This window comes from Chitinophaga jiangningensis (assembly GCF_900142605.1).
Classification (GTDB): domain Bacteria; phylum Bacteroidota; class Bacteroidia; order Chitinophagales; family Chitinophagaceae; genus Chitinophaga; species Chitinophaga jiangningensis.
The window spans coordinates 396592-418769 of the sequence record NZ_FRBL01000005.1; the positions used below are offsets into that span (position 1 = coordinate 396592).

At 47.8% G+C, this 22178-nt stretch carries 16 protein-coding genes; 5 read left to right on the forward strand and 11 right to left on the reverse strand.

All coding sequences use genetic code 11. From position 1 onward, the window contains the following. The first annotated feature begins 289 nt into the window (after positions 1–289). The gene (locus BUB18_RS14505; RefSeq protein WP_073082222.1) at positions 290–2896 is read left to right on the forward strand and encodes a PAS domain-containing hybrid sensor histidine kinase/response regulator; all 2607 of its coding nucleotides are present in this window, start codon (positions 290–292) and stop codon (positions 2894–2896) included. Here the strand turns inward: BUB18_RS14505 and BUB18_RS14510 are convergent. The 11 genes from BUB18_RS14510 to gcvT all read right to left on the reverse strand — a co-directional run bounded on the left by BUB18_RS14510 (position 2872) and on the right by gcvT (position 18917). Next, complete coding sequence (locus BUB18_RS14510) at positions 2872–4575, reverse strand: ATP-binding protein (protein ID WP_073082225.1); 1704 nt, start codon at positions 4573–4575, stop codon at positions 2872–2874. The genes BUB18_RS14505 and BUB18_RS14510 overlap by 25 nt on opposite strands. After that, the gene (locus BUB18_RS14515) at positions 4572–5696 is read right to left on the reverse strand and encodes a histidine kinase (protein WP_073082228.1); all 1125 of its coding nucleotides are present in this window, start codon (positions 5694–5696) and stop codon (positions 4572–4574) included. Before BUB18_RS14515 ends, BUB18_RS14510 begins: the two co-directional genes overlap by 4 nt. Positions 5697–5705: 9 nt before the next feature. Continuing rightward, a complete protein-coding gene (locus tag BUB18_RS14520) occupies positions 5706–6773 on the reverse strand; it encodes a porin (RefSeq protein ID WP_073082231.1) in 1068 nt (355 codons plus the stop codon). A 6-nt stretch (positions 6774–6779) separates the two neighbouring features. Next, positions 6780–7343, reverse strand: a complete 564-nt coding sequence (locus BUB18_RS14525) for a K(+)-transporting ATPase subunit C (RefSeq protein WP_073082234.1) — start codon at positions 7341–7343, stop codon at positions 6780–6782. Between the two features lie 17 nt (positions 7344–7360). Then, positions 7361–9394: a potassium-transporting ATPase subunit KdpB gene (gene kdpB / locus BUB18_RS14530; RefSeq protein ID WP_073082238.1), complete on the reverse strand. Its 2034-nt coding sequence runs from the start codon at positions 9392–9394 to the stop codon at positions 7361–7363. A 20-nt stretch (positions 9395–9414) separates the two neighbouring features. Then, positions 9415–11133, reverse strand: a complete 1719-nt coding sequence (gene kdpA / locus BUB18_RS14535; RefSeq protein ID WP_073082241.1) for a potassium-transporting ATPase subunit KdpA — start codon at positions 11131–11133, stop codon at positions 9415–9417. 193 nt (positions 11134–11326) lie between these two features. Then, entirely contained in the window at positions 11327–11668 is a 342-nt protein-coding gene (locus BUB18_RS14540; protein ID WP_073082244.1) for a DUF7674 family protein, read from the reverse strand. Positions 11669–12161: 493 nt separating this feature from the next. Next, positions 12162–15899, reverse strand: a complete 3738-nt coding sequence (locus BUB18_RS14545) for a DEAD/DEAH box helicase (protein WP_073082247.1) — start codon at positions 15897–15899, stop codon at positions 12162–12164. 598 nt (positions 15900–16497) lie between these two features. Further along, positions 16498–17235: a 2-phosphosulfolactate phosphatase gene (locus BUB18_RS14550; RefSeq protein ID WP_073082249.1), complete on the reverse strand. Its 738-nt coding sequence runs from the start codon at positions 17233–17235 to the stop codon at positions 16498–16500. Between the two features lie 16 nt (positions 17236–17251). Then, a complete protein-coding gene (locus BUB18_RS14555; protein ID WP_073082252.1) occupies positions 17252–17725 on the reverse strand; it encodes an SRPBCC family protein in 474 nt (157 codons plus the stop codon). A gap of 109 nt (positions 17726–17834) precedes the next feature. Continuing rightward, the gene (gcvT, locus tag BUB18_RS14560; RefSeq protein WP_073082255.1) at positions 17835–18917 is read right to left on the reverse strand and encodes a glycine cleavage system aminomethyltransferase GcvT; all 1083 of its coding nucleotides are present in this window, start codon (positions 18915–18917) and stop codon (positions 17835–17837) included. Between the two features lie 203 nt (positions 18918–19120). On the opposite strand from gcvT, the gene BUB18_RS14565 reads away from it, so the two are divergent. From BUB18_RS14565 to BUB18_RS14580, 4 genes are all read left to right on the forward strand, one after another. After that, entirely contained in the window at positions 19121–20476 is a 1356-nt protein-coding gene (locus BUB18_RS14565; protein ID WP_073082257.1) for a M20/M25/M40 family metallo-hydrolase, read from the forward strand. 114 nt (positions 20477–20590) lie between these two features. After that, the gene (locus BUB18_RS14570) at positions 20591–20986 is read left to right on the forward strand and encodes a nuclear transport factor 2 family protein (protein WP_073082259.1); all 396 of its coding nucleotides are present in this window, start codon (positions 20591–20593) and stop codon (positions 20984–20986) included. 11 nt (positions 20987–20997) lie between these two features. Next, on the forward strand, positions 20998–21402 hold the full coding sequence (locus BUB18_RS14575; protein ID WP_073082261.1) for a hypothetical protein: 405 nt from the start codon (positions 20998–21000) through the stop codon (positions 21400–21402). Between the two features lie 11 nt (positions 21403–21413). Next, the gene (locus BUB18_RS14580; protein ID WP_073082263.1) at positions 21414–22100 is read left to right on the forward strand and encodes an NUDIX hydrolase; all 687 of its coding nucleotides are present in this window, start codon (positions 21414–21416) and stop codon (positions 22098–22100) included. Positions 22101–22178 lie beyond the last annotated feature (78 nt).

Below are 22178 nucleotides of genomic sequence, written 5' to 3' on the forward strand. Positions count from 1 at the left end.
CTTAATACTTAAGAAAAAGAATATTAGGCAAATTTAATGGAATGATTGTAAAACAATTGGTTAAAATATTGCAAAAACAACATCCACACGGACCATTCCAGTGCCGGAAGTTACATAAATTTGAAATTGATAACTATATTCTTTTCCTGTAAAATGAACAAAATGAACAGGCAAAATGGGACAAATAATCCTTAATTTGAAATAAAATCTCCCACCAGGTCCTTAACCACTGCCAACGCTGACAATTTATAGTCGTACAATTTTTAAGAGTTTATGAACATTATTCTCGATGAAAAAAATTGTTAATAGCGTAATCTGGCTCTTTGTTACAATAGGTTTACTGTTGTGCGTAATGCTGTATTATGCCTGGAGCGTCCGGCAGAGAGTGGAAATAACCATAGCGGCCGCCCGCAGTGACGCGGCAAATGCTAAGCTGCTCCACAATTATCTCGAAAAAAATCAATACTACACCAACTACAGCTTCTGGTTTATCCTGATGGCAGTAGCCGTTGCCATCATATTTCTGGCGGTAGAAGGCCGCTACATAGCCCTGCACTTCCGGCAGCTGCGGGAAAGAGCCAACCGCCTGTATAAAAATACCCAGTCGTACAAACGCCTGGCCCAGCAGGCAGGCCCTATTATGTATACCTCCTCCCCGGAAGGCTACTTCACCTACGTAAATGAAGGCGTAGCCAACATTACCGGCTACCAGCCGGAAGAGGTAATCGGCAAACACTACTCCATGTTCCTGGATACCCGCACCTACAATAAGCTGCAGGACTACTACGTGTCGCAGATGAAGGGCTACCAGGACTATTCCTCCATCCAGTTTGAAATCATTACCCACTCGGGTGAAAAAAAATGGGTGGAACAAATGGTGTCTATCATCCGGGATGACAATGGCCGCGTAACAGAATTCCAGTGCATCGTAAAAGAACTATACCACAGCAAAGGCAAGGATTACCGGTTCGACTACCTGCGGGACCGCCTCGAAGCAGTTGTGGACTTTACCCCTTCCATGATGTTCATCAAAGACATGGAAGGCCGATATATCCTCGTAAATCAACGGTTTACGGATGTTATGCAGGTAAAAAAAGAGGAAGTAATTGGCAGAATTGATGCTGACCTCAACTACCCATGGGCTTCCCGCTATGCAGCGCTGGACTCAGAAGTAATAAGCACCGGTAACGCCGCCAGCCTGGACGATACACTGGATGTGAACGGGAAACAACTACACTACTATGTTACCAAGTTCCCCCTCCGCAATGCCCACGATGAAATGATCGGCGTATGCGGCATCGCCCACGACGTCACCGAAAAAAAGAACCACATCAAAGCCCTCGTCAATGCCCAGCGCATCGCCGAAGAAGCCCGCCGCGCCCAGGAAACCTTCCTTGCCAATATGAGCCACGAAATTCGTACGCCCATGAACGGTATCCTCGGTATGACCCAACTACTCCGGCAAGACACCCAGCTATCACCAACCCAACAGGAGTTCGTTTCCGCCATCCAAACATCCGCCACCAACCTGCTGGTCATTATCAATGAAATCCTCGACTTCTCTAAAATAAAAGCCGGAAAACTAAAGATTGAAGAAGCACCCTTCGACCTCCGCAACGAAACAGAAAAAGCTTTTTACCCGCTCAGAATCCAGGTGCAGGAAAAGCGCCTGGCATTTAACGTACTCATTGATGAACATATTCCGGCCATACTCATTGGCGACAAGATAAGATTAATGCAGGTGCTCGTAAACCTGGTGGAAAATGCCATTAAGTTCACCGCCCGGGGCAGCGTAAGCGTACATCTGTACCCGTTAGCCACCACACCAAACGAAGTGCGGCTAAGGCTGGAGGTAACAGACACCGGCATCGGTATAGCGCCGGAAAAACAACAATATGTGTTCGAAAGCTTCACCCAATCGCATAGTGCCAACAACCGCAGCTTCGGCGGCACCGGCCTGGGGCTCGCTATCTGTAAGGAACTGGTGGAATTGCAGGAAGGGGAAATCCGCGTGGTCAGTGAGCTGGGCAAAGGCTCCATGTTCATCGTAGAGCTACCGTTCCGGTACGACGACAGCATCTCCCCGGAGGAGGAAAAATTAACTCCCCAACAGCTGAGTAGTAAACCCCTACTCGGGAAATCCATACTCGTAGTGGAAGACAACCTCATTAACCAGAAGGTAGCCTGCCATGCATTGCAAAAAGGAGGTGCCAGGGTACATATGGTGGAAAATGGACAAATAGCCGTAGAACTAACGTTGCAGCAGTCGTACGACTGCATACTCATGGATATACAAATGCCCGGCATGGATGGGTATGAAGCTACCCGCAACATCCGGAAAAACGGTATCAACACCGTGATCATAGCCATGACCGCATCTGCATTGAAAGGAGAAAAAGAAAGATGCCTCGAAGCCGGTATGAACGCCTATATCTCCAAACCTTATGAACAACAGGAATTATTCTCAACCATTCTAAAAGCCACCGGCACTTCCATGCCGGCACCCCAACAACTATTCACCATGGCAAACACACCCTACAACGGCCCCGACAGTAACTACCTCCGCGAAAAAGTAGGACTGGACGATCAGGAAATCATTCTCCTGTACCAGGACATGTTACAGGAATTCCCTGCTAAAATGGAAGTACTGCAACAGCACGTACAACAACAGGACTGGGAAAATACTTTCATCATGGCCCATCAGCTCAAAACCCTGTTCAAACTCCTGCAGTTTAACGCTGCCACCGAACTTTGTGAGTCTATAGAAGTAGATGCGCATCTTTCTGAAAACCTGGCCACGATTCCAGCCCGCGTAAGCAGCCTGGTAGCGGCTTACAACAACTTTTTACCCAGCCTCCGGGAGGCGGCTGATCAACCCCTGGGCAATGAGAAGTAGAAGGAGCTGCCTTTTCCTTCTTCACTGCTGACCCCAATGCGCCCGCCCTGTGCTTCTATAAATTCTTTGGCGATGGCCAGTCCCAGGCCGCTGCCTTTGGCTCCGCTGGCACCTGGCACCTGGAAAAACCGGTCGAAAATCTTTTCGGTAAATGCTGCCGGAATACCTTTACCATGGTCAGTTACGCTGAAATGCACCATGGAATCATCCCCAGTTACCTGCAGGTGTATCTGCGCCTGCTCGGGGGAATAACGGATGGCATTCGTGAGGAAATTCACCAGTACCCAGGCCGTTTTTTCTACGTCTGCCAGCACCGGCTGCAGGTCCGCAGCAATGTGTGTATCAATGGTAATATTGCGCTGCGCCGCCTGTTTCTGAACGGTATCCATGGCATACTGCACAATGCTGTTGGCCGCCACCGGTTGCGGTTGCAGCTGAATATTACCACTTTCTACCTGCGAGAGGTCCAACAATTCACTTACAATTTTGATCATGCGGCGGTTATCCTGTTTCAGGCTGTCTACCAGTTCCTTTTGCTCCTCCGAAAGCTGGCCTACACGCACGTCTTCGAGCAGTTTAAGACTGAAATCAGAAGAGGCTAACGGTGTTTTTAGTTCGTGTGAAATAGTGGCGATGAAATGTGTTTTAGCAAGGTCGTGTTCCTTAAAAGCAGTGATGTTTTTCAGGATGATAACAAATCCTATACGTTCATTTTCATGATTGATATTAGCCACTTCCTTTGTAAAAAAGGATTCCTTTCCTTCCACTACGATCTTGAGTGGCAGGGTATCCTGGCTGCCTACAAGGTATCTGAGCAGGTCGTTGTATTTACCGGCTTCTTCCGCGGAATGACCTATTAAGTCCTTTTCCTTCATGTTGAGCAGCTGTAGTGCCTCCGCATTGGCAAACAGGATTACATTACTGTTATCGAACCCGATGGTAGCATCTTTCAGGCTGCTGATCACCGCTTCCGCGCGCTGCTTTTCAAACAAAATACGGGCGATGTTGCTATGCTCATATTCGTCGAGGCGTTGCGCCATGGTGTTAAACGCAGTGGCCAGCTCCCCGAATTCATCATCGGTTTTAAAATGAAGTCGCTTGCTGTATTGCTTATTGGCAATGCCTTTGATCCCTTCGGTGAGTTCATGAATGGGGTTGGCAATGTAGCCGGGAAAATTGTATACAAAGGTTAAGCCTACGAGGAAACATACGCCACTGATGATAGCGATATACCATAACGCATGATCCGCAGCCTTTTTCACCGTTTCATTCTTTCCTACGATGGCATTCATGTTAAGGTCCATGATATCGTAAATGCCACGTTTAATGGCCGCTATATCAGCAGGGGAGTAGGCGGAATCTTTACTGATGCGGGCATATATAGAACTCACCTCTGATGTTGCATCTTTTTCGCCACGCTCGGTAACATTTGCCTGTTGTTTACGGAGATTGGCAGCGAAGATGTGCAGCGCTGAATCCCGGTGCTGTGGCAGACTTTCAAGCGCCACCAACATATTTTTACTGTATTCGAGCGATTCGTAATTATCCTTTAGGATGATCTTAGCCTTTTCGTTTAGCCGGCTCAGGTAGTAGTATCCCAGCACGCTCACCACCAGCAGCATGATGTATAGAAACAGCACCCCCAGGGTGATCTTCGTTTTGAGCCTGAACTTACTCATGATAGTATTATGAGGTCTATGTCGTTGGAAGAAAGTGTTTTCAGCAGCTTGTTAAACATGCTTGTCTGCAAAATTATGCGAAACAGGCTGATATGTGGTTTGCCAATACAAACTGTGGTCACCTGCTTTTCCAAAGCCAATTTAATGATAGCCGTTGATATATCGGCACTATGTTCCTGTACTACTTCCGCACCCAGTTCTGTAGCCAGTTTGAGGTTATTGATCAGGTGTCGCTGCGCGGCCAGTGCTATCTTATCCGCACTTTCGCCGGGTGTTTGCACATAAACCACGTACCAGTCGGCATGATAATAGGCCGCCAGCCGGGCGGTTTTTCGGATCACCTTCCTGGCTACCTCCTCATTCGTGGATATGCAGGCCAGGAAGCTCTCATGGCGCATCTGCTGGCTACGCGGAATCTCCGTTTCCACCTTGCGCTCTACCTGTGTGGTAACTTCTTTGAGTGCCAGTTCCCTGAGCTGCAGGATTTTATCGGCCTGGAAAAAATTGCGCATCGCCGTCTCCACCTTGGACTGATCGTAGATCTTACCTTCTTTCAGCCTGGTGATCAGCTCATCAGCGGTGAGGTCAATGTTGACCACTTCATTGGCCATCTGTAATATACTATCCGGGACACGCTCCTGTACTTCTACGCCCGTGATAGATTTTACTTCCTGGTTAATGCTTTCAATATGCTGGATGTTAACAGCAGAAATCACGTTGATACCGGCATTCAGCAGTTCCACTACATCCTGCCATCGTTTTTCATTTTTAGAGCCTGGAATATTGGTATGCGCCAGTTCATCTACGATTACCCATTCCGGTGACAGCAGCAGGATGGCGTTGAGGTCCATCTCTTCCAGCAGCTTGCCTTTATAAAATACCTGCTTCCGCGGGATCATGGGCAGGCCATCCAGCAGCGCATGCGTTTCTTTACGGTTATGCGTTTCTATGTAGCCGATCTGTACATTGACATTGTTTCTGACCATGGCATGCGCTTCCTGCAACATGCGGTAAGTTTTACCTACACCGGCACTCATGCCGATGTAGATTTTAAACTTACCTCTGCCTGACTGGCCGGCCAGCTGCAGATAGCGCGCAACCGTGTGTTCTTTTGCTGTCATGCTGTTATATTAAAACCATACCGCCAGGGAAGCAGTGATGGCTCCATTTGTATTAGCAGGTGTTTCCTGTTTTATAAACGTTTTATCTTTCCCGTTAAACAGGCGTCCTTCGATGCGGAACATCACATTATTAACAGGCGTAAAATCTGCGTTCAGCGAAAATCCTGTTGTTTTAAAGCCATTGGGTGTACCGGTGGCGATGATAACCCCGTCTTTATCCGCGTAGTATTCTGCGCGGCCTGCGAGGGCAAATTTGGGTGTAAACGCATACCTGGCCACTACTATTGGACTGATCCAGCTGGAGTAATCGCCCGATCCTTTTTCCTTTTGTTGCAGGCCATAATCACAGCCGGCGGTGAAACTGAATTTATCCGTAACACTGAACGTACCATAAAGGTCGTTAAAGTAGCGCATTTTACGTGTGGAGTCAGGTGTGTCACTGCCGATGTAGGTGCTCCAGTTCAGCAATACCTTTGAAGAGGGCTTAAATACGATCTGTGTACCAAAACTGGGGGTTTGATTGCCATCCACCTTTTTGATGCGCTGCCAGCCATTGAGATACATGGCGGCAAAGCTCCATTTATCGTTGGGTGCCCAGGTGGCCTTTACGCCGGCTTCGTAGTAAGGCGTATTTTCCGCCATAATGCTGCGGGTAAGCGTATAACAATCTTTTCCGATGGCGCTTTCGAAGCCGATATGGGAGGGCATGATACCGGCATCAATCCACACCTGGCCTACACGTACACCGGCATTGGCTTCGTACACATACTGAAATATAGAAGGCTCCGCTGCCAGGTTGTACTGTGCATAGGTACCCGTCATCAAACCAACGTTGGCGCGTACACGATCACTGCTGTAATTGGCCTTTACCATGGCCATGTTGATATTTAGCTCGTTGTGTTTGTTATAGCTGTACAAAAAGCCGGGAGCCTGGTGATTGGAAGGCTCCGCAAAATTATAGCTGTAATAAGCCTCCGCATAGCCGCTAAACGTTAGTGTGCCATTTTTTAGCGTATCCTGGGCATAGCTATGGAGTGTTGCAGCAAGGATGCCTGCAACCAGAATAGTTCTTTTCATGAGTAGTTATTTCAATTCGTCTAATGCTACATTGAGTTTCAGCACGTTTACCGTAGGGGTACCCAACATACCCAACACGGGTGGTTGCGTATTATCGGATACCAGCTGTTTTATTTTTTCGGGAGATATGGATCTTGCTTTTGCTACACGTGCTACCTGGATGTAAGCTGCGGCAGGGGACAAGTGCGGATCCAAACCGCTCGCAGATGCAGTAACCAGCTCGGCGGGGATCTCGGATTTTTTCACTTCCGGGTTATGAGCGAGGAAGGTATCGATGCGCTCCTGTACAATCTTCAGATAGTCTTCATTGCCGGGGGCTTTGTTGGAACCACCGGAGCCGGCGGCGTTGTAATCCACGGCCGACGGGCGACTCCAGAAGTATTTATCTTCCGTGAATTTCTGCCCGATCTGTTCGTAGCCTACCACTTTACCATTATGCGTCACCGTTACACCATCGCCTTCACCCGGAGCCATTTTAGCGATGCCTGCCAGCAGCAGCGGATAAATTCCGCCTAACAATACTACCAGCACTATTGTCAATTTTATAGAAGGCAAAAGATATTTTTTCATGATTGGATGTTTAAGTATTACATGAATAATGCAATGAGCATATCTATGATTTTGATCCCGATGAATGGGGCGATAACGCCGCCCACACCGTAAATCAGCAGATTTCTGCGGAGCAGCGCGCTGGCGCCGATGGGCTTATAGGCCACCCCTCTCAATGCCAGCGGGATCAGCAGCGGGATAATGATCGCATTGAAAATAACTGCGCTGAGAATAGCGGTTTCAGGGCTATGGAGCTTCATGATGTTAATGCCCTGTAAGGCCGGGATAGAAGCCACAAACAGTGCCGGCACGATAGCGAAGTATTTGGCTACATCGTTAGCGATGGAGAAGGTGGTAAGTGTACCGCGGGTCATCAGCAATTGTTTACCGATTTCCACGATTTCAATCAGCTTGGTAGGATCATTATCCAGGTCCACCATGTTACCAGCTTCTTTAGCGGCCTGTGTACCGGAGTTCATGGCTACGCCTACATCCGCCTGTGCCAGTGCTGGAGCGTCATTGGTACCGTCGCCCATCATGGCCACCAGGCGGCCTTCTGTTTGCTCCCGGCGGATGTAACTCATTTTATCTTCCGGTTTGGCTTCGGCAATGAAGTCGTCCACACCTGCTTTGGTAGCGATGTACTTAGCGGTGAGTGGGTTATCGCCGGTTACCATCACAGTTTTTACGCCCATTTTGCGGAGCCGCTCGAAGCGCTCGCTGATACCGGGCTTAATAATATCCTGCAATTCGATTACCCCTTGTACTTTACCGTTGAGTGCTACCACCAGCGGGGTGCCACCATCTTTTGCAATCGCTTCCACACGGGTGGAAGTTTCTTTCGGAAAAGGGTTGCCTGCTCTTTCTGCCAGGTTGCGGATGGCATCAAAGGCGCCTTTACGAATCTTATTGCCATCAGGCAGGTCGATGCCACTGCTGCGGGTTTCAGCGGTGAATTTAATCAGCGTTCCGCCATTGGTATGGAGGGTGCTTACAATATCCTTCCCTGCCAGTTCTATGATGGATTTACCTTCCGGAGTTTCGTCGGAGAGAGAGCTAATGGCGCACAGACGAATAAAATCCAGTTCGTTAACACCAGGAGCAGGATAAAAGTTAGTCGCCTTACGATTACCAATAGTAATGGTACCGGTTTTATCCAACAGCAGCACATCTATGTCCCCGGCGGTTTCCACAGCTTTCCCTGATTTTGTGATTACATTGGCTCTCAATGCGCGGTCCATACCGGCAATACCGATGGCAGATAATAAACCACCAATCGTGGTAGGGATCAGGCATACAAACAGCGAGATAAATGCCGCAATGGTGATAGGAGTATTGGCATAATCAGCAAAAGGCTTCAGCGTTACACACACGATGATGAACACGATGGTGAAACTGGCCAGCAGGATGGTTAAGGCAATTTCATTCGGTGTTTTCTGGCGGCTGGCGCCTTCTACCAGGGCAATCATTTTATCGAGGAAGGACTCACCGGGTTCAGTGCTTACCCTTACCTTAATATGGTCCGATAATACTTTGGTACCACCTACCACGCTGGATTTATCACCACCTGCTTCCCGGATTACCGGTGCACTTTCACCGGTAATGGCCGACTCGTCGATGCTGGCAAGCCCCTCTACAATTTCTCCATCTGCGGGGATAATATCTCCCGGATCACAAACAAAAACATCACCTTTACGCAGCTGGGAAGAGGATACGAGCTGGATTTCATTACTTGAAATCTCTAATTTTTTAGCAGGCGTTTCTTCCCGGGTTTTACGCAGACTTTCTGCCTGTGCTTTACCCCTGGCTTCTGCAATAGCTTCTGCGAAGTTGGCAAACAACACCGTGAGAAAGAGTATAACGAATACGGCTATATTATAAGCTGCGCTGCCCTGGTCAGTATGATGTGTAAACAGCGCATATAAGGCTACAACCAGCATTACTGCGGTGCCTATTTCCACGGTGAACATCACCGGGTTCTTGATCATCAGTTTAGGGTTCAGCTTCACGAAAGACTGTTTCAGGCTTTCCATAACCAGTTCTCTCGGAAACAGTTTATTATCTTTATTCATCTCAAAATCTTATTTAGTAATTATCTATAGAGAGAAAAATATTCCGCGATCGGGCCAAGTGCGAGTGCCGGGAAGTAAGACAAGGCATTCAGGATGACGATGACTGCGAACGTCATGACGCCGAAGGTAACTGAGTCCGTGCGCAGCGTGCCGGCAGATTCCGGAATGTATTTTTTCTTCGCCATTAGTCCTGCAATGGCCACCGGTCCTATAATCGGCAGATATCTCCCTAAAATCAATACAAACCCGGTGCTCACGTTCCAGAATACATTATTATCTCCCAAACCTTCATAACCAGAGCCGTTGTTAGCGTTGGCAGAAGTCACTTCATACAGCATTTCAGAAAACCCGTGATAGCCGGGGTTATTAAGCCATGCTCCCGGTTTCACTGCCCAGCTGGCATCCGGATGGTGTACCAGCACATAGGCCGCCAGCGCAGTACCGGCAAGGATCAGGAAAGGAGAGAGCAGGGTAATCAGCGCGGCAATTTTTACTTCTCTTGCTTCCAGCTTGTGGCCCATGAATTCAGGGGTGCGGCCTACCATGAGGCCGGAGATAAATACCGCGATAATGATATAGATGTAGTAGTTAAGTATACCTACGCCACAGCCGCCGTACAGGCAGTTGAGCATCATACCCAGCAGCTGCATGAGGCCTGTCATTGGCATCATACTATCATGGAACCCGCAGATAGAACCGGTGGAGATAATGGTGGTAACGGTGCTCCAGTAGCCCGTACCCGCCGGACCAAAGCGAACCTCTTTACCTTCCATGGACCCTGTGAGTTGCTGGATGCCCATATGCGACAAGGCAGGGTTGCCGGCCATTTCCGCCTGCATAGTGGGTATAAGCAGGCATATCATCCCGATCGTCATAATCGCGAAGATGACGGTAGCAAATTTTCTGCGCTGTATAAACATGCCGAGTGCAAATACCATGGCGATAGGTATCACCACCTGCGCTACCATTTCTGTGATAAACCCAATATAGTTAGGATTCTCGAAGGGGTGGGCGGAGTTAGCGCCAAACCATCCGCCACCGTTGGTCCCAAGGTGTTTGATGGCGATGAAACCGGCAGCAGGGCCGCGTGAAACATTCACCGTGTCGCCCTGCAGTGTTACAATCGTATCCTTACCGGCGAAGCTGGCTGGGGAGCCGTTGAAGATGAGTATAACAGCAATGACTATACTCAGCGGCAGTAAAATGCGGGTGATGGTTTTGAGGAAGATTTCCCAGAAGTTACCAAGCTGGGTAACTGTTTTATCTTTAAAGGCTTTGAAAACCACTATCAGCGCGGCGATACCGGTGGCAGCGCTTACAAACTGCAGGAATGCCAGTACAAATAATTGTGTAAAATAGGTAACACCCGTTTCTCCTGAATAGTGTTGCAGGTTGCAGTTTACAAGGAAACTGATGGCCGAGTTAAAGGCCAGGTCGGGCGACTGTCCAGGATTTCCATCCGGATTAAGCGGCAGTTTATCCTGGAACAGCAAGGCAAAAAAAGCATATACAAACCAAACCAGGTTGATGGTAAGCAACGCTTTCATGTGTTGCTTCCAGTCCATTTCCTCCTTAGGATTGATACCGGATATTTTATAAAAGAGCTTTTCTATGGGCAGCAGGAAGTCTGACCAAACTTTATCTCCTCTGAAAACCTTAACAATATATCTCGCTAACGGCCAGGCAAGTAGTAATGTAAGTCCATAGGTGGCGATCACGCCCAGAATTTCTGTGTTCATTTTCCGTTTAGAATTTTTCAGGTTTCAGCAGTACATATATCATGTAGCAAAAAACCAAAATGGATAAGACAAAAAGTGCAGTCATCATGGTCATATATTTTCGAAGTAGTCTACAGATCTGAAGAAGATTACAAAGCAGGCGAGTCCTGCAACGACCAACATCAAAGTCAACATAATCGTAAGTTTTAGCGGTTTACACCCCTGCTGTTTGCAGGTGATGTGTTCTGATCCTGCGTAGGGTAGCCGGCAGCAGGTTTTTCGTATGGCATTGCAGCATCGGGGATAACGCGTACACATATACGCTTTCGATGGCATTTTTCAACAGCGCGCTTCCGTTATGATACAGTACGGCGGCCATTGTAAAGCAACGTTTCACTTCTGCGGTTTTTCCCAGTCGTATCATCTGGCTGGTGTAATCAGCAAAACTGTGTATCACCTTGCTTACTTTACCTCTCCCGTTGTGTTGCTCCATGGCAACGGCCAGGCCTTGTATCTGCTGACCCAGCAACAGGGAGATTTTAGAATCTGGTAACATGATAAATGATTTATGTACCAGGGTGTAAGCTATTGGAATGCCATAACAGCTGGCCACGCCTAATAACTGCTATAAAAGATTGATTAGCATCTACTTAAATTATTACACGTGATGGAGGAGCACTTGTGCCAACACCGGAAACCATGCAGAATCTGCATGGTTCCTACCGTTTCTGCAAATAAAAAAGCCGGCTTCCATGAGGAAACCGGCGGTGTAAAAAACGGGAGACACTCCCAAAGAATTAGGGGAACAGTACAGGTTAATTAAAGAAAAATTAGCGCAATATATATATAGATTTCAATTATTTAATTTCAATCTTTCAAATAAAATTCACATGGAAAGTTGGGTTAAAATGCTACTACTTATAGGAAATAGACTTGGGTAAACCTGAGGCAACATGCCCTAATAATTATACGATGGTTTTGCGCTTAGTTCTATCTGGATAAAAAAAGCTCGCCGCAACTGGCGAGCTTTTTCTTTATTACGTATTCAATTAACTGAACAGATACAATACATCCTCTTTCGTCAGTTTCTTCACAAATCCGTTATCGTCAGCTATAATCTCTTTTACAAGCGATTTTTTGCGCTCCTGTAACTGCAATATTTTCTCTTCTACAGTATCCTTACAAATCATACGATAAGCAAAGATATTTTTCGTTTGACCGATACGGTGAGTACGGTCGATGGCCTGTTGCTCTACGGCCGGGTTCCACCAAGGGTCCACGATGTATACGTAGTCGGCTGCGGTAAGGTTCAAACCCACACCACCGGCTTTCAGTGAAATGAGGAACACTCTGCAGTCGTCATTATTCTGGAAGTTCTGGATAGCTTTTTCACGATCCATGGTGGAGGTGCTACCATCAAAATACTCAAATGGTATTTTCATGTGTTGCAGTCTTTCACGGATCAGGCCCAGCATACCGAGGAATTGAGAGAACACCAGCACCTTGTGATTACCGATGTTTTCCGCAATTTCACGGGTGAGCTCATGAAGCTTCACGGAGTGGTTCGGGTATTGCTCGGTATCGTTGAGGATGGCCGGACTGTCGCAGATCTGACGCAGTTTCATCAGGCCCTGCAGGATGGTCAGCTGGCTGCGTTCCATACCCTGGTCCTCAATAACACCCAGGATTTTAGAGCGATAACTGTTGCGGTATGCATCGTAAATATGGCGCTGCTCCGCATCCATTTCGCAGAAGATAACCGTTTCGATTTTCTCCGGCAGTTCCTTCGCCACCTGCTCCTTGGTCCGGCGCAGGATAAACGGATAGATCAGTTTACGCAGGTGTTCTTTTCTTTCTTCGTCCTGGAATTTGTCGATAGGTGTGGCAAACTCGTTTCTGAAGAAGTCCACACTACCCAGCATACCCGGGTTCAGGAAGTTCATCTGTGCGTAGATGTCGAATGTATTATTCTGCATCGGGGTACCGCTCAATGCCAGCCTGTTTTTGGTATGCAGCAGCTGTGCTGCCTTGGTTACTTTCGACTGTGGATTTTTAATGGCCTGGGATTCATCCAGCACCACGTAGTCGAACTCCAGTTTCATCAGTAGCTGCACATCACTGCGCAGGGTACCGTAGGTGGTAATGATCACATCAAATTTCGCCAGTTCCTCACTGCTTTTCAGTCTGGTAGGTCCGTGGTGGATATGATGTGTTATTTCTGGTGTGAATTTACGTATCTCATTTTCCCAGTTGTAGATCAGCGTGGTAGGGCATACCACAAGGGTCATACACTGACCATGTTTATTCTTGTAGTACTGGATAAAGGTGAGCGCCTGGATGGTTTTACCAAGACCCATATCATCAGCCAGGATACCGCCCCATTTGATTTCGTCGAGGTAATTGAGCCACTGGAAACCGCTTTCCTGGTATGGGCGCAGTTGCGCGTGCAGGTTAGACGGCAGGTCGATATTGCGGATTTCATCGAACTGTAGCAGCTTACGGCGCTTTTGCTCCAGTTCTATTACTACGGCTTCATCGTCGATAAATTCATATAATTCATCTATTACGGAGAAGTTATACTTGCTGAGCTTAAGTCCTTTGTCCTTTTCCTCACCTACTTTAAACAGCAGGGAGTATTTGCGAAGCCACTCTTCAGGCAGCAAACCGAGGGAACCATCTGCCAGCTGTACATAATTTTGTTTGTTAGCCAGCGCTGACTTGATGTCCTTGATGGACACTTTCTGGTCGCCGTACAATACTTCGATCTGCGCGTCGAACCAGTCGATGCCGCTGCTGATCTGCAGATTAGTAACCGGCTTATGTGAGCTGAATTTGAAGTTGCGCAGGTTATCGAAGCCGAATACACGAACATCCATTTCCTTCAGTGCATCAAAGAAGAGGAAAAACCAGTTGTTCTTCAGTGCTTCTTTTGCACGCAGGTAGAAGTAGTTGTGATTTTCGTTCTGGGAGAAGTTGGTGTGCAGGGTCCGGAGTTTGTTTACAAACTCTTCTTCTGCCTCTTTATTACGCTGTATAACGATGACCTTATTCCCTTCCTGGACGGTGATTTTAGCTTCATCATTCCATTCTACTTCCTGGCCGCGGTAGGCAAAGCCTGGCTGGATAATGAAGGTTTCACCCATTTCTTTGAGGTATACCCTGTTTTCCGGCTTCAGGTCTTTTACTTCGGCCAGCAGGCCGCTGTCGAACTGAATATCGTATTGTCTGCTGAGTGGCAGCAGGTAATCTTTGAGATATACCGGCCATTCCTTGTTGGATATACGCAGTTTGCCGTTTTGGCGGAAGAGTTCCACGTGAAGGGCGTCCTGCGGATTTTCGAACATATACACCACGTTCTGGTGGAGGAATAGCAGGGGGCTTTCCCAGGCATTTTTGGAAACGTTTACTTCTTCGCCTTCGATGGACACGAAGCATTCGACTTCCACATGTGTATTGCCTGTATGAGTTTTGATGATGAGTTTGAGTCGCTCTGCGCCCAGTTGCAGTGGTACCAGACTTTTGGTCTTAAACGGCTGGCGGTTGGGCAGCAGGAAGATGAGTCCCTGTTCGGCCAGCTGCGGAAACAGTTTGGCGAGTTTGGGATGCAGGTATTCCAGCATCAGCTCTTTGGTTTCGGTAGGGAGTTCTTCTGCATTTTCGTGCGTGATATTTTCCCAGATACCGGCAAAGGGTGAATTTTTGCTGAGGAATTTGCTTACTTCCGCATTCTGAAGTTTACGTACCGGTGCAATCAGGTCGCGGTCTTTTTCCTTGAACTGGTAAAAGTCCACATATTTTGTGAGGTCCAGTTTACTGGCGAGAGATACGAATTCCGTTTGTTCATCGTTTACCTCTCCACTAACCAGGTCCAGCCTGAAGTAGGGGTACAGTGGTTCATTTGCGTTAAATACAACGGCGAGGCGTTGCGTAACGGTCATGGTTTCGTCCGCGGGTGGGGTGACAGGTGCCGCTGGCTGGCGGCCGATAGCCGAACCGTCTACGCGTTTGATGCTAGGGTCCAGCACGCGGAGAAAGGGTTTTCCTTCATTATAGGAAAAGGCAAATTTTCCGTCCAGGTCATCTGTCAGCGAGTAACCGTAGAGGGAAAGGAGTTTGTTCTTTTCCTTATCCCAGTTACGGAGGGTATCGAAATAAAAGGGCCCGTGTTTCTGCAACAGTTGCAGAAACAGCGTGGCTTTATGTACGCAGAGCGCATGTTCTGTTTCATCGCAGGTGCAATGGGTATCGAAAAAGCGTTCTTCGTTTCGTTGAATGATCAGTGGGAATTCCTGTTTGTCGACCGTAAGGGTGGCTTCTACCTTCTCATCTTTCGCGTAGGTAACTTTAGCCGGTTTTTCTTTGGCCAGTTTTTCCGCGGTGGCAAATATGCTACCTGAGGTCAGGAGCTTAATTGTTTTGATGTCGATGGATTTCATTTTGATCAGGGTATGTTGCTGATCAAACTGTGAGTCGAAGCTTTCAAACTGGTTCTTATCCAGCATTTCCTGTAGCTGGAATAATGCTGCGGCCTCGTGGCGGCAGATGTCTCCCAGGTTATAAGGACATTGGCATCGGATGGACATTCCTGAGTTATCGCCGTATTTGTTGATGGATACGCGATAGTAGTTGGCATGAGTGTCGCTCTTCACGCGGAAGGTTGCTGATTTAAGCACGGGGTCTGCCTCGATGAGCTCAACACCCCCGGTCGAAAATATACGCTTCCCCCTGCGGATCACTTCATCAGTGCCGTTATTGTAAACATATTTTAGCAAATGGGGTAGCGACATACTATCTGTTGTTGCCTTGGTTTTGATTTACCAGCCAAAGGGTTAAAATAAGAAAAAAAAGCTTTCGGCAGCTGGTAAAAAGGCAATCCACAAAAGTAAGCAAAAAATCTCCAATGAAAAAGATTCAAGCCTACGGCCGAAGACACATCTTTTCTTTAAAAATAAGTAAAAAAATGAATTTTAAAAAGGTTGATTTTCAGGTGTAAAAAATGAAGAAAAAGTATTGATTTTTAGTTTTGTGAGATGCAAAACCTTCGGTTTTGCTGGTGTGGTTCCGCGCTGCGCGCGGGAGGTTACCGCCGGTTTTCTCTTATTGCCAAGGCTGTGTAAGGCTATGCCTCATGTGATGACCTGGGCTGGTGACGCCATGCTATGCGGGCGGCTACCGACGGGTTTCTCTTGTTGGTAACGCTGGGTAAAGTTATGCAGTCTGCCTCGACACCGTAGGAGCATACCGCCCGGCGGCGGCCCCCAATGACACCGAAGGTGTCATTGCAATGGTACTCACACACTGTGGACCGGACCCACATAAGGAAAGAGCGGTCAAATGCCTGCTATAACAAAATAAAAAGGGTGCCGCTGGCACCCCTTCAAACAATTATTTAACAGAAACCTCTTCCGCCACCAGCTCTCCATTTTTGAAAAGCGGCAGCACATTCGCACCGTCCGGCGTGAGGCAATACTGAATATCTTTTTCCAGGCCGTATTTAGCAAGGCGCTTATAATGCGATGCCTGTTTCATAAAAGTAAAAACATCGCCCTGCGCTGCTTCGTACATAGTTTCGGCAGCAAGTGCAGAATCGCAGTTCACTTCAAAATGGGATTTGATCCTGCTTACCACAGCCCCGGCAAAGAGGGTATCTTCGAGGTTTACCCTGTCTTTCCAGGCGGCGCAGCCGAGGATAACATTTTGCCCCTGGGATACCAGGTAATCGCAAACAGCGCTGATATTAGGGAAAGAGCCGGTAACGATCTGAATGGCATCTTTAGCCATGTGCAGTAGTTTAGTACCGTTGGTGGTGGTGAGCACCAGTGTTTTTCCTTCAATAAATTCGCGGGGATATTCGAAAGGGGAGTTGCCGTGTACCAGGCCTTCCGCCACTTTACCATCGCGCTCTCCGGCGGTGATGCCGTCAATAGCGCGACCAATATTCACACATTCTTCCACGGTGGCCACCGGGATCACCCGTGCCGCCCCATTGTACAGGGCCGTACAGATCGTTGAAGTTGCCCGCAGTACATCAATAATAACTACGATGCTGTTTTTTACATCATACAGATGCAGCAGAGCCGGAGATAAACATACTTCCAGACTCGGTTTGTTACTTTCTGTCATTCAGTTGCATTTTGCATTAATCAAGGATCACCCGCCACTTGTCAGATTCCGCATATTCCTTAATAGTATCGTTGCGAAGGCATAACAGCTTCGTCATATAGTTTACCAGGTAAAAGCGCTCCACCATTCTGCCCAGCCAGCCGTAAGGCGTGCCGAACTCCATCAGGTCAATCATGACGGTACCGTTGCCGATCTCTTTATAGTAGTGATCATGCTTCATAAATGTAAAATCTCCCTCCTCCATTTCGTCGGTGAAGTGAACATTCTTATCCATGGCAGTGATTTTGGTGGTCAACTGCCTGAGCTTCCCCAGGTGTTTGGCCTGCCAGGTCACCCATTCCCCCAGGGAAATCAGTCCGCTGGTTTTACCTTTAATCGGCTCTTCCTTGGTGCGCTCCATACTCTTTTTATGGAGCCCTATACTACGGCTAAGGTCAAAGACCCGCTCCCGCGGTGCGTGGATGACGGTCGTCAGATGAATAGTGGGCATAGATATGGTGTAATTACAAAAATTCCGGTACCCGGAAATTCCAGGCACCGAAATTAATAATATTAACCGGCTATTCATATTTGAATTCGCCGGTACAACAATTTTATGCTTATCCCAGGAAAGGAACTTTTACCACTTTTGCTTTCAGCAGCTTGTCACGTACAGCTATAAAGATTTCAGAATCCAGCGCTGCAGATGAAGTTTGAACGTATCCGAGGCCGATGGCTTTTTGCAGGCTTGGCGACTGGGTACCGGAAGTTACACGGCCAATCACGTTGCCGGTAGCATCCTTAATTTCGTAATCATGGCGGGGGATACCCTTGTCCACCATTTCAAAACCTACCAGTTTCTGTGCTACGCCATTTGCTTTCTGTGCTTCGAAAATAGCGCGGGAAGGAAAATCCTTGGTGAATTTGGTAATCCAGCCCAAACCTGCTTCCATAGGGGAAGTGCGGTCGTCGATATCGTTACCATAGAGGCAGAAGCCCATTTCCAGGCGGAGGGTATCACGTGCACCCAGGCCGATTGGTTTCAGACCTTTACCCAGAGAAAACAGTGCATCCCAGATTTTGTCGGCAGCACCATCCGCATCTTCAAAATATATTTCAATACCGCCGGCTCCAGTGTAGCCGGTAGCGCTGATCAGCACATTAGGAACGCCCGCAAATTCGCCTTTCGCGAAAGTGTAATATTTCAGGTTTACCAGGTCGATCTCGGTCAGCGGCTGCAGCATGCTGGTGGCATTAGGGCCCTGGATGGCGAGGAGACAGGTTTTATCGGAAATATTGTGCATTTCCACATTCTTCGTGTTGAACTGACTGATTCTGTTCCAGTCTTTTTCAATGTTGCTGGCATTCACCACCAACATATACACGTTGTTTGGCTCAATGCAATAAACCAGCAAATCATCTACGATACCACCCTCATCGTTTGGCAGGCAGCTGTACTGCGCTTTACCGGCAGTGAGTTTGGAGGCATCGTTGGAGGTTACCCGCTGAATCAGGTCCAGCGCATTTTCCCCTTTCAGAATAAACTCGCCCATGTGGCTCACATCAAAAACTCCTGCATTGGTGCGTACGGCCTGATGTTCGTCGTTGATACCTGTATAGGATATTGGCATGTTGTAACCTGCGAATGGAGCCATTTTCGCACCCAGCGCAATGTGTTTTTCTGTAAAAGGCGTGTTTTTCATACTTATTTTTTAAAACGCGGCAAAAATAGCATTTTGACCTATACCAACAGCAAACCCCATTCTACGAATGACGATTAGCAGACCGAAGGATTATATTATAAATAGCTAATATACAATGGATAGTAAAAAAAGAACTGGCACGAATTTCTTTATTGCACAGAGGTAATTCGTAATTTTGCCTTCACACCCAAAACCAGTTTGCTGTGAAAAAGATCACCTGGCTTTTACCATTGGTAGTGACTACCGTGTTAGTAAGCGCACAGAAAAAGAGCGACCGAAAAACCCTGACAAACCTGCAACAGCACATCAGCTATCTCAGCAGCGACAAGCTGGAAGGCCGCCTCACCGGCGCTCCCGGCGAAAAACTGGCTGCGGAATACATCCAGAGCCAGATGCAGCAGATAGGCCTCGTTCCCAAAGGAACGGATGGCTTTCTGCAAACCTTTTCTGTAAAAGAAGGTCGCGAACCCGCGGCCAACTGCAGCTTTGAACTCAATCACCGGCCACTCACCGCAGGCACCCAATACATCCCACTGCCGTTTACGGCCACCAAAGCGGCAAAAGGAGAGGTGCTGCCACAGGCAAACGAACCGGATAACATCTGGCTGATCAATGTGGCCGAGCTGGACTCAACTAAGTTCACGTCGCGCAGAGAGCTGTACAAGCGCGAAACCGCTGAAGCCGCAAAGGCTGGCGCTACGGGCGTTATTTTCTTCAACGGCACTGAATCTCTCCCCGAAATAAACAGCTGGCTCGAAACCAATGAAACAGCAGCCTCCATCCCCGCAGTATGGGTGAGCAAAGAGATCAGCAAAATACTGGACGACGAAAATGCCAACAGCTTCCTTATTCAACTTAATGTAGCCCTCAAACCGGTTAAAAGAACCGGCACCAACGTAATTGGTTATGTAGATAATAAAGCCGCACGCACCGTGATCATCGGGGCACATTACGACCATCTAGGCTACGGCGAGGATAACAATGGCCTCACCAAAGGAAAAGTGCTGTACCATGGCGCCAATGATAATGCCAGCGGCATTGCAGCACTGCTGGAGCTGGCGCGACAGATAAAAGCATCTAAATTAAAGAACACAAACTTTCTGTTTGTAGCCTTCTCCGGTAATGAGCAGTCCCTCAGTGGCTCTAAATACCTGACTGCCAATAGCCCGATCGATCTTAGTCAGGCCAATTATATGCTCAACCTGGACATGATAGGCCGGCTCAATACCACCCATGGCCTTCAGATTGCCGGCATGGGCACCAGCCCTTCCTGGACCAAATTGCTGGAAAACACCAACAAGGAAACCAAAGTGGTGTACGAAGCCAGTGGCGTTGGTAACTCAGACCACACCTCCTTTTACCGGAAACAAATACCCGTGCTGTTCTTCTTTACCGGCATGGAAGATTACCATCAGCCGGAAGACAGCGCCGATAAAATCAATTATGAAGGCACCCTCACCGTGATGAAAGTGGTGTTTGAGCTGATTGAAAAAACCGATACTATCGAAAAACTGGCCTTTACCGCTACCCCGGAACCTACCACCGCGGCCATCAAATAATCAAAGCTGATGCTGATATACTAACGAATTTTATAAATTCGCAATTCGTTTCTGTCCGACTATACCATAGGTGGACAGTATTGCGTAATTTGTAATTCGTAATCAAATTCCTGAATGGACGAAAAACTGGCGGTAGTATACCGGTACTTTCAGCTGCTGGAGAATTTTTCAGTGGACGCGGCTGAATTTGCCAGCATCTTTCATCCAAATATCATTCAGACAGAATACCCCAACCAGATGTCGAGTGATATCAAACAAAGGAATTTCGACATCATCCTTGAAAGTATGGCCACTACCCGGCTCATTCTTAAAACCCAGCACTACAGCGTGCTAAAGGCCTTTGAGAACGGGAATACACTGGTGGTGGAGGCCGAATGGAGAGGAGAAATTGGTGTGGACGCTGGAAAATTTCGCCGCGGTCAGACCATGAAAGCGTTTATTTGCACTATAATTGAGTTCCGCGACGGTAAAATATACCGCCAGCGGAATTATGATTGCTACGAACATTAACATTGGAAGATATGGGAAAGATATTATCGTTTTTGGCCCTGGCAGCCGGACTGCTCTTTGCTTGTAACCCTCAGCGGGAAGGCACTACAGACAGATCCCGGTATGACGTGATCACTGAAAAAAGCTACATTTACCGCGAACATAAGCCAGCCCCGGGTCCGTTGACCGACTCCGTAATGGCCCTGAAACAACAAATCACCGAATACCTGCAGCAACAGGGATTCAAACCTCATATGGCCGGAAAAGACAGCCTCCTGTTTGTAAGAACCAACAACCAGGAAGTGATGATCGAACTGCCTGCACCGCAGGATATCTGGGAAATGAATACCATCATCGTTTTCGATCCGGCTAAAAACCCGCTGTTTATAAATCTCCACAAAGGAACTGCTCAATTAGATCATTACCTTAATAAATAATCCGGTTAACATTGGCCATCAGACAGCAAATAAAACTTACCGTAGACGCAGTTGTATTCGGATACATTCCAAAAGAAGGTATCGTGGTACTGCTGATCAAACGTACCATTGAACCTTTCCTGCACAGCTGGGCGCTGCCCGGGGGCTTCGTGCGCGACGAGGAATCCCTCGAACACGCTGTTACCAGAGAGCTCCTCACCGAAGCAGGTGTGAATATCAATTACCTCGAACAATTATATACTTTCGGCATGCCCAACCGCGATCCCCGCGGCCGCGTGGTGTCAATCGCCTATTTCGGACTGGTAAATCCAACCAACTTTAAGCTGGCCGCCAGCTCCGACGCCGAGGACGCCTCCTGGTTCAATATCAAGGACCTGCCGGACCTCGCCTTCGACCATGCTACGATTATTAACCTGGCCGTAGGGCGACTCCGAAACAAAATCCGGTATGAGCCCATCGGTTTCGAGCTGCTGGATAAGAAATTTCCTATCGCAGACCTGGAAAAGCTGTACGAAACACTGCTGGACAGGCCTATCGATCGCCGCAACTTCCAGAAGAAGATAAATCACCTGGGCATCCTGATCGCACATAACGAGAAGCAAAAACAAGTGTCGCAGGGCCGCCCGGCAAAGCTTTTCAGCTTCAATGAAGAAAAATACTTCCAGCTGAAAAAAGACGGAATGGCCTTCGAAATTTAACCCGAAGTCTATTTTGTGTATTTTTTACAAAAATTATTTTGGTAGATTCAAATACCTTCTTATATTTGTGTAACAATT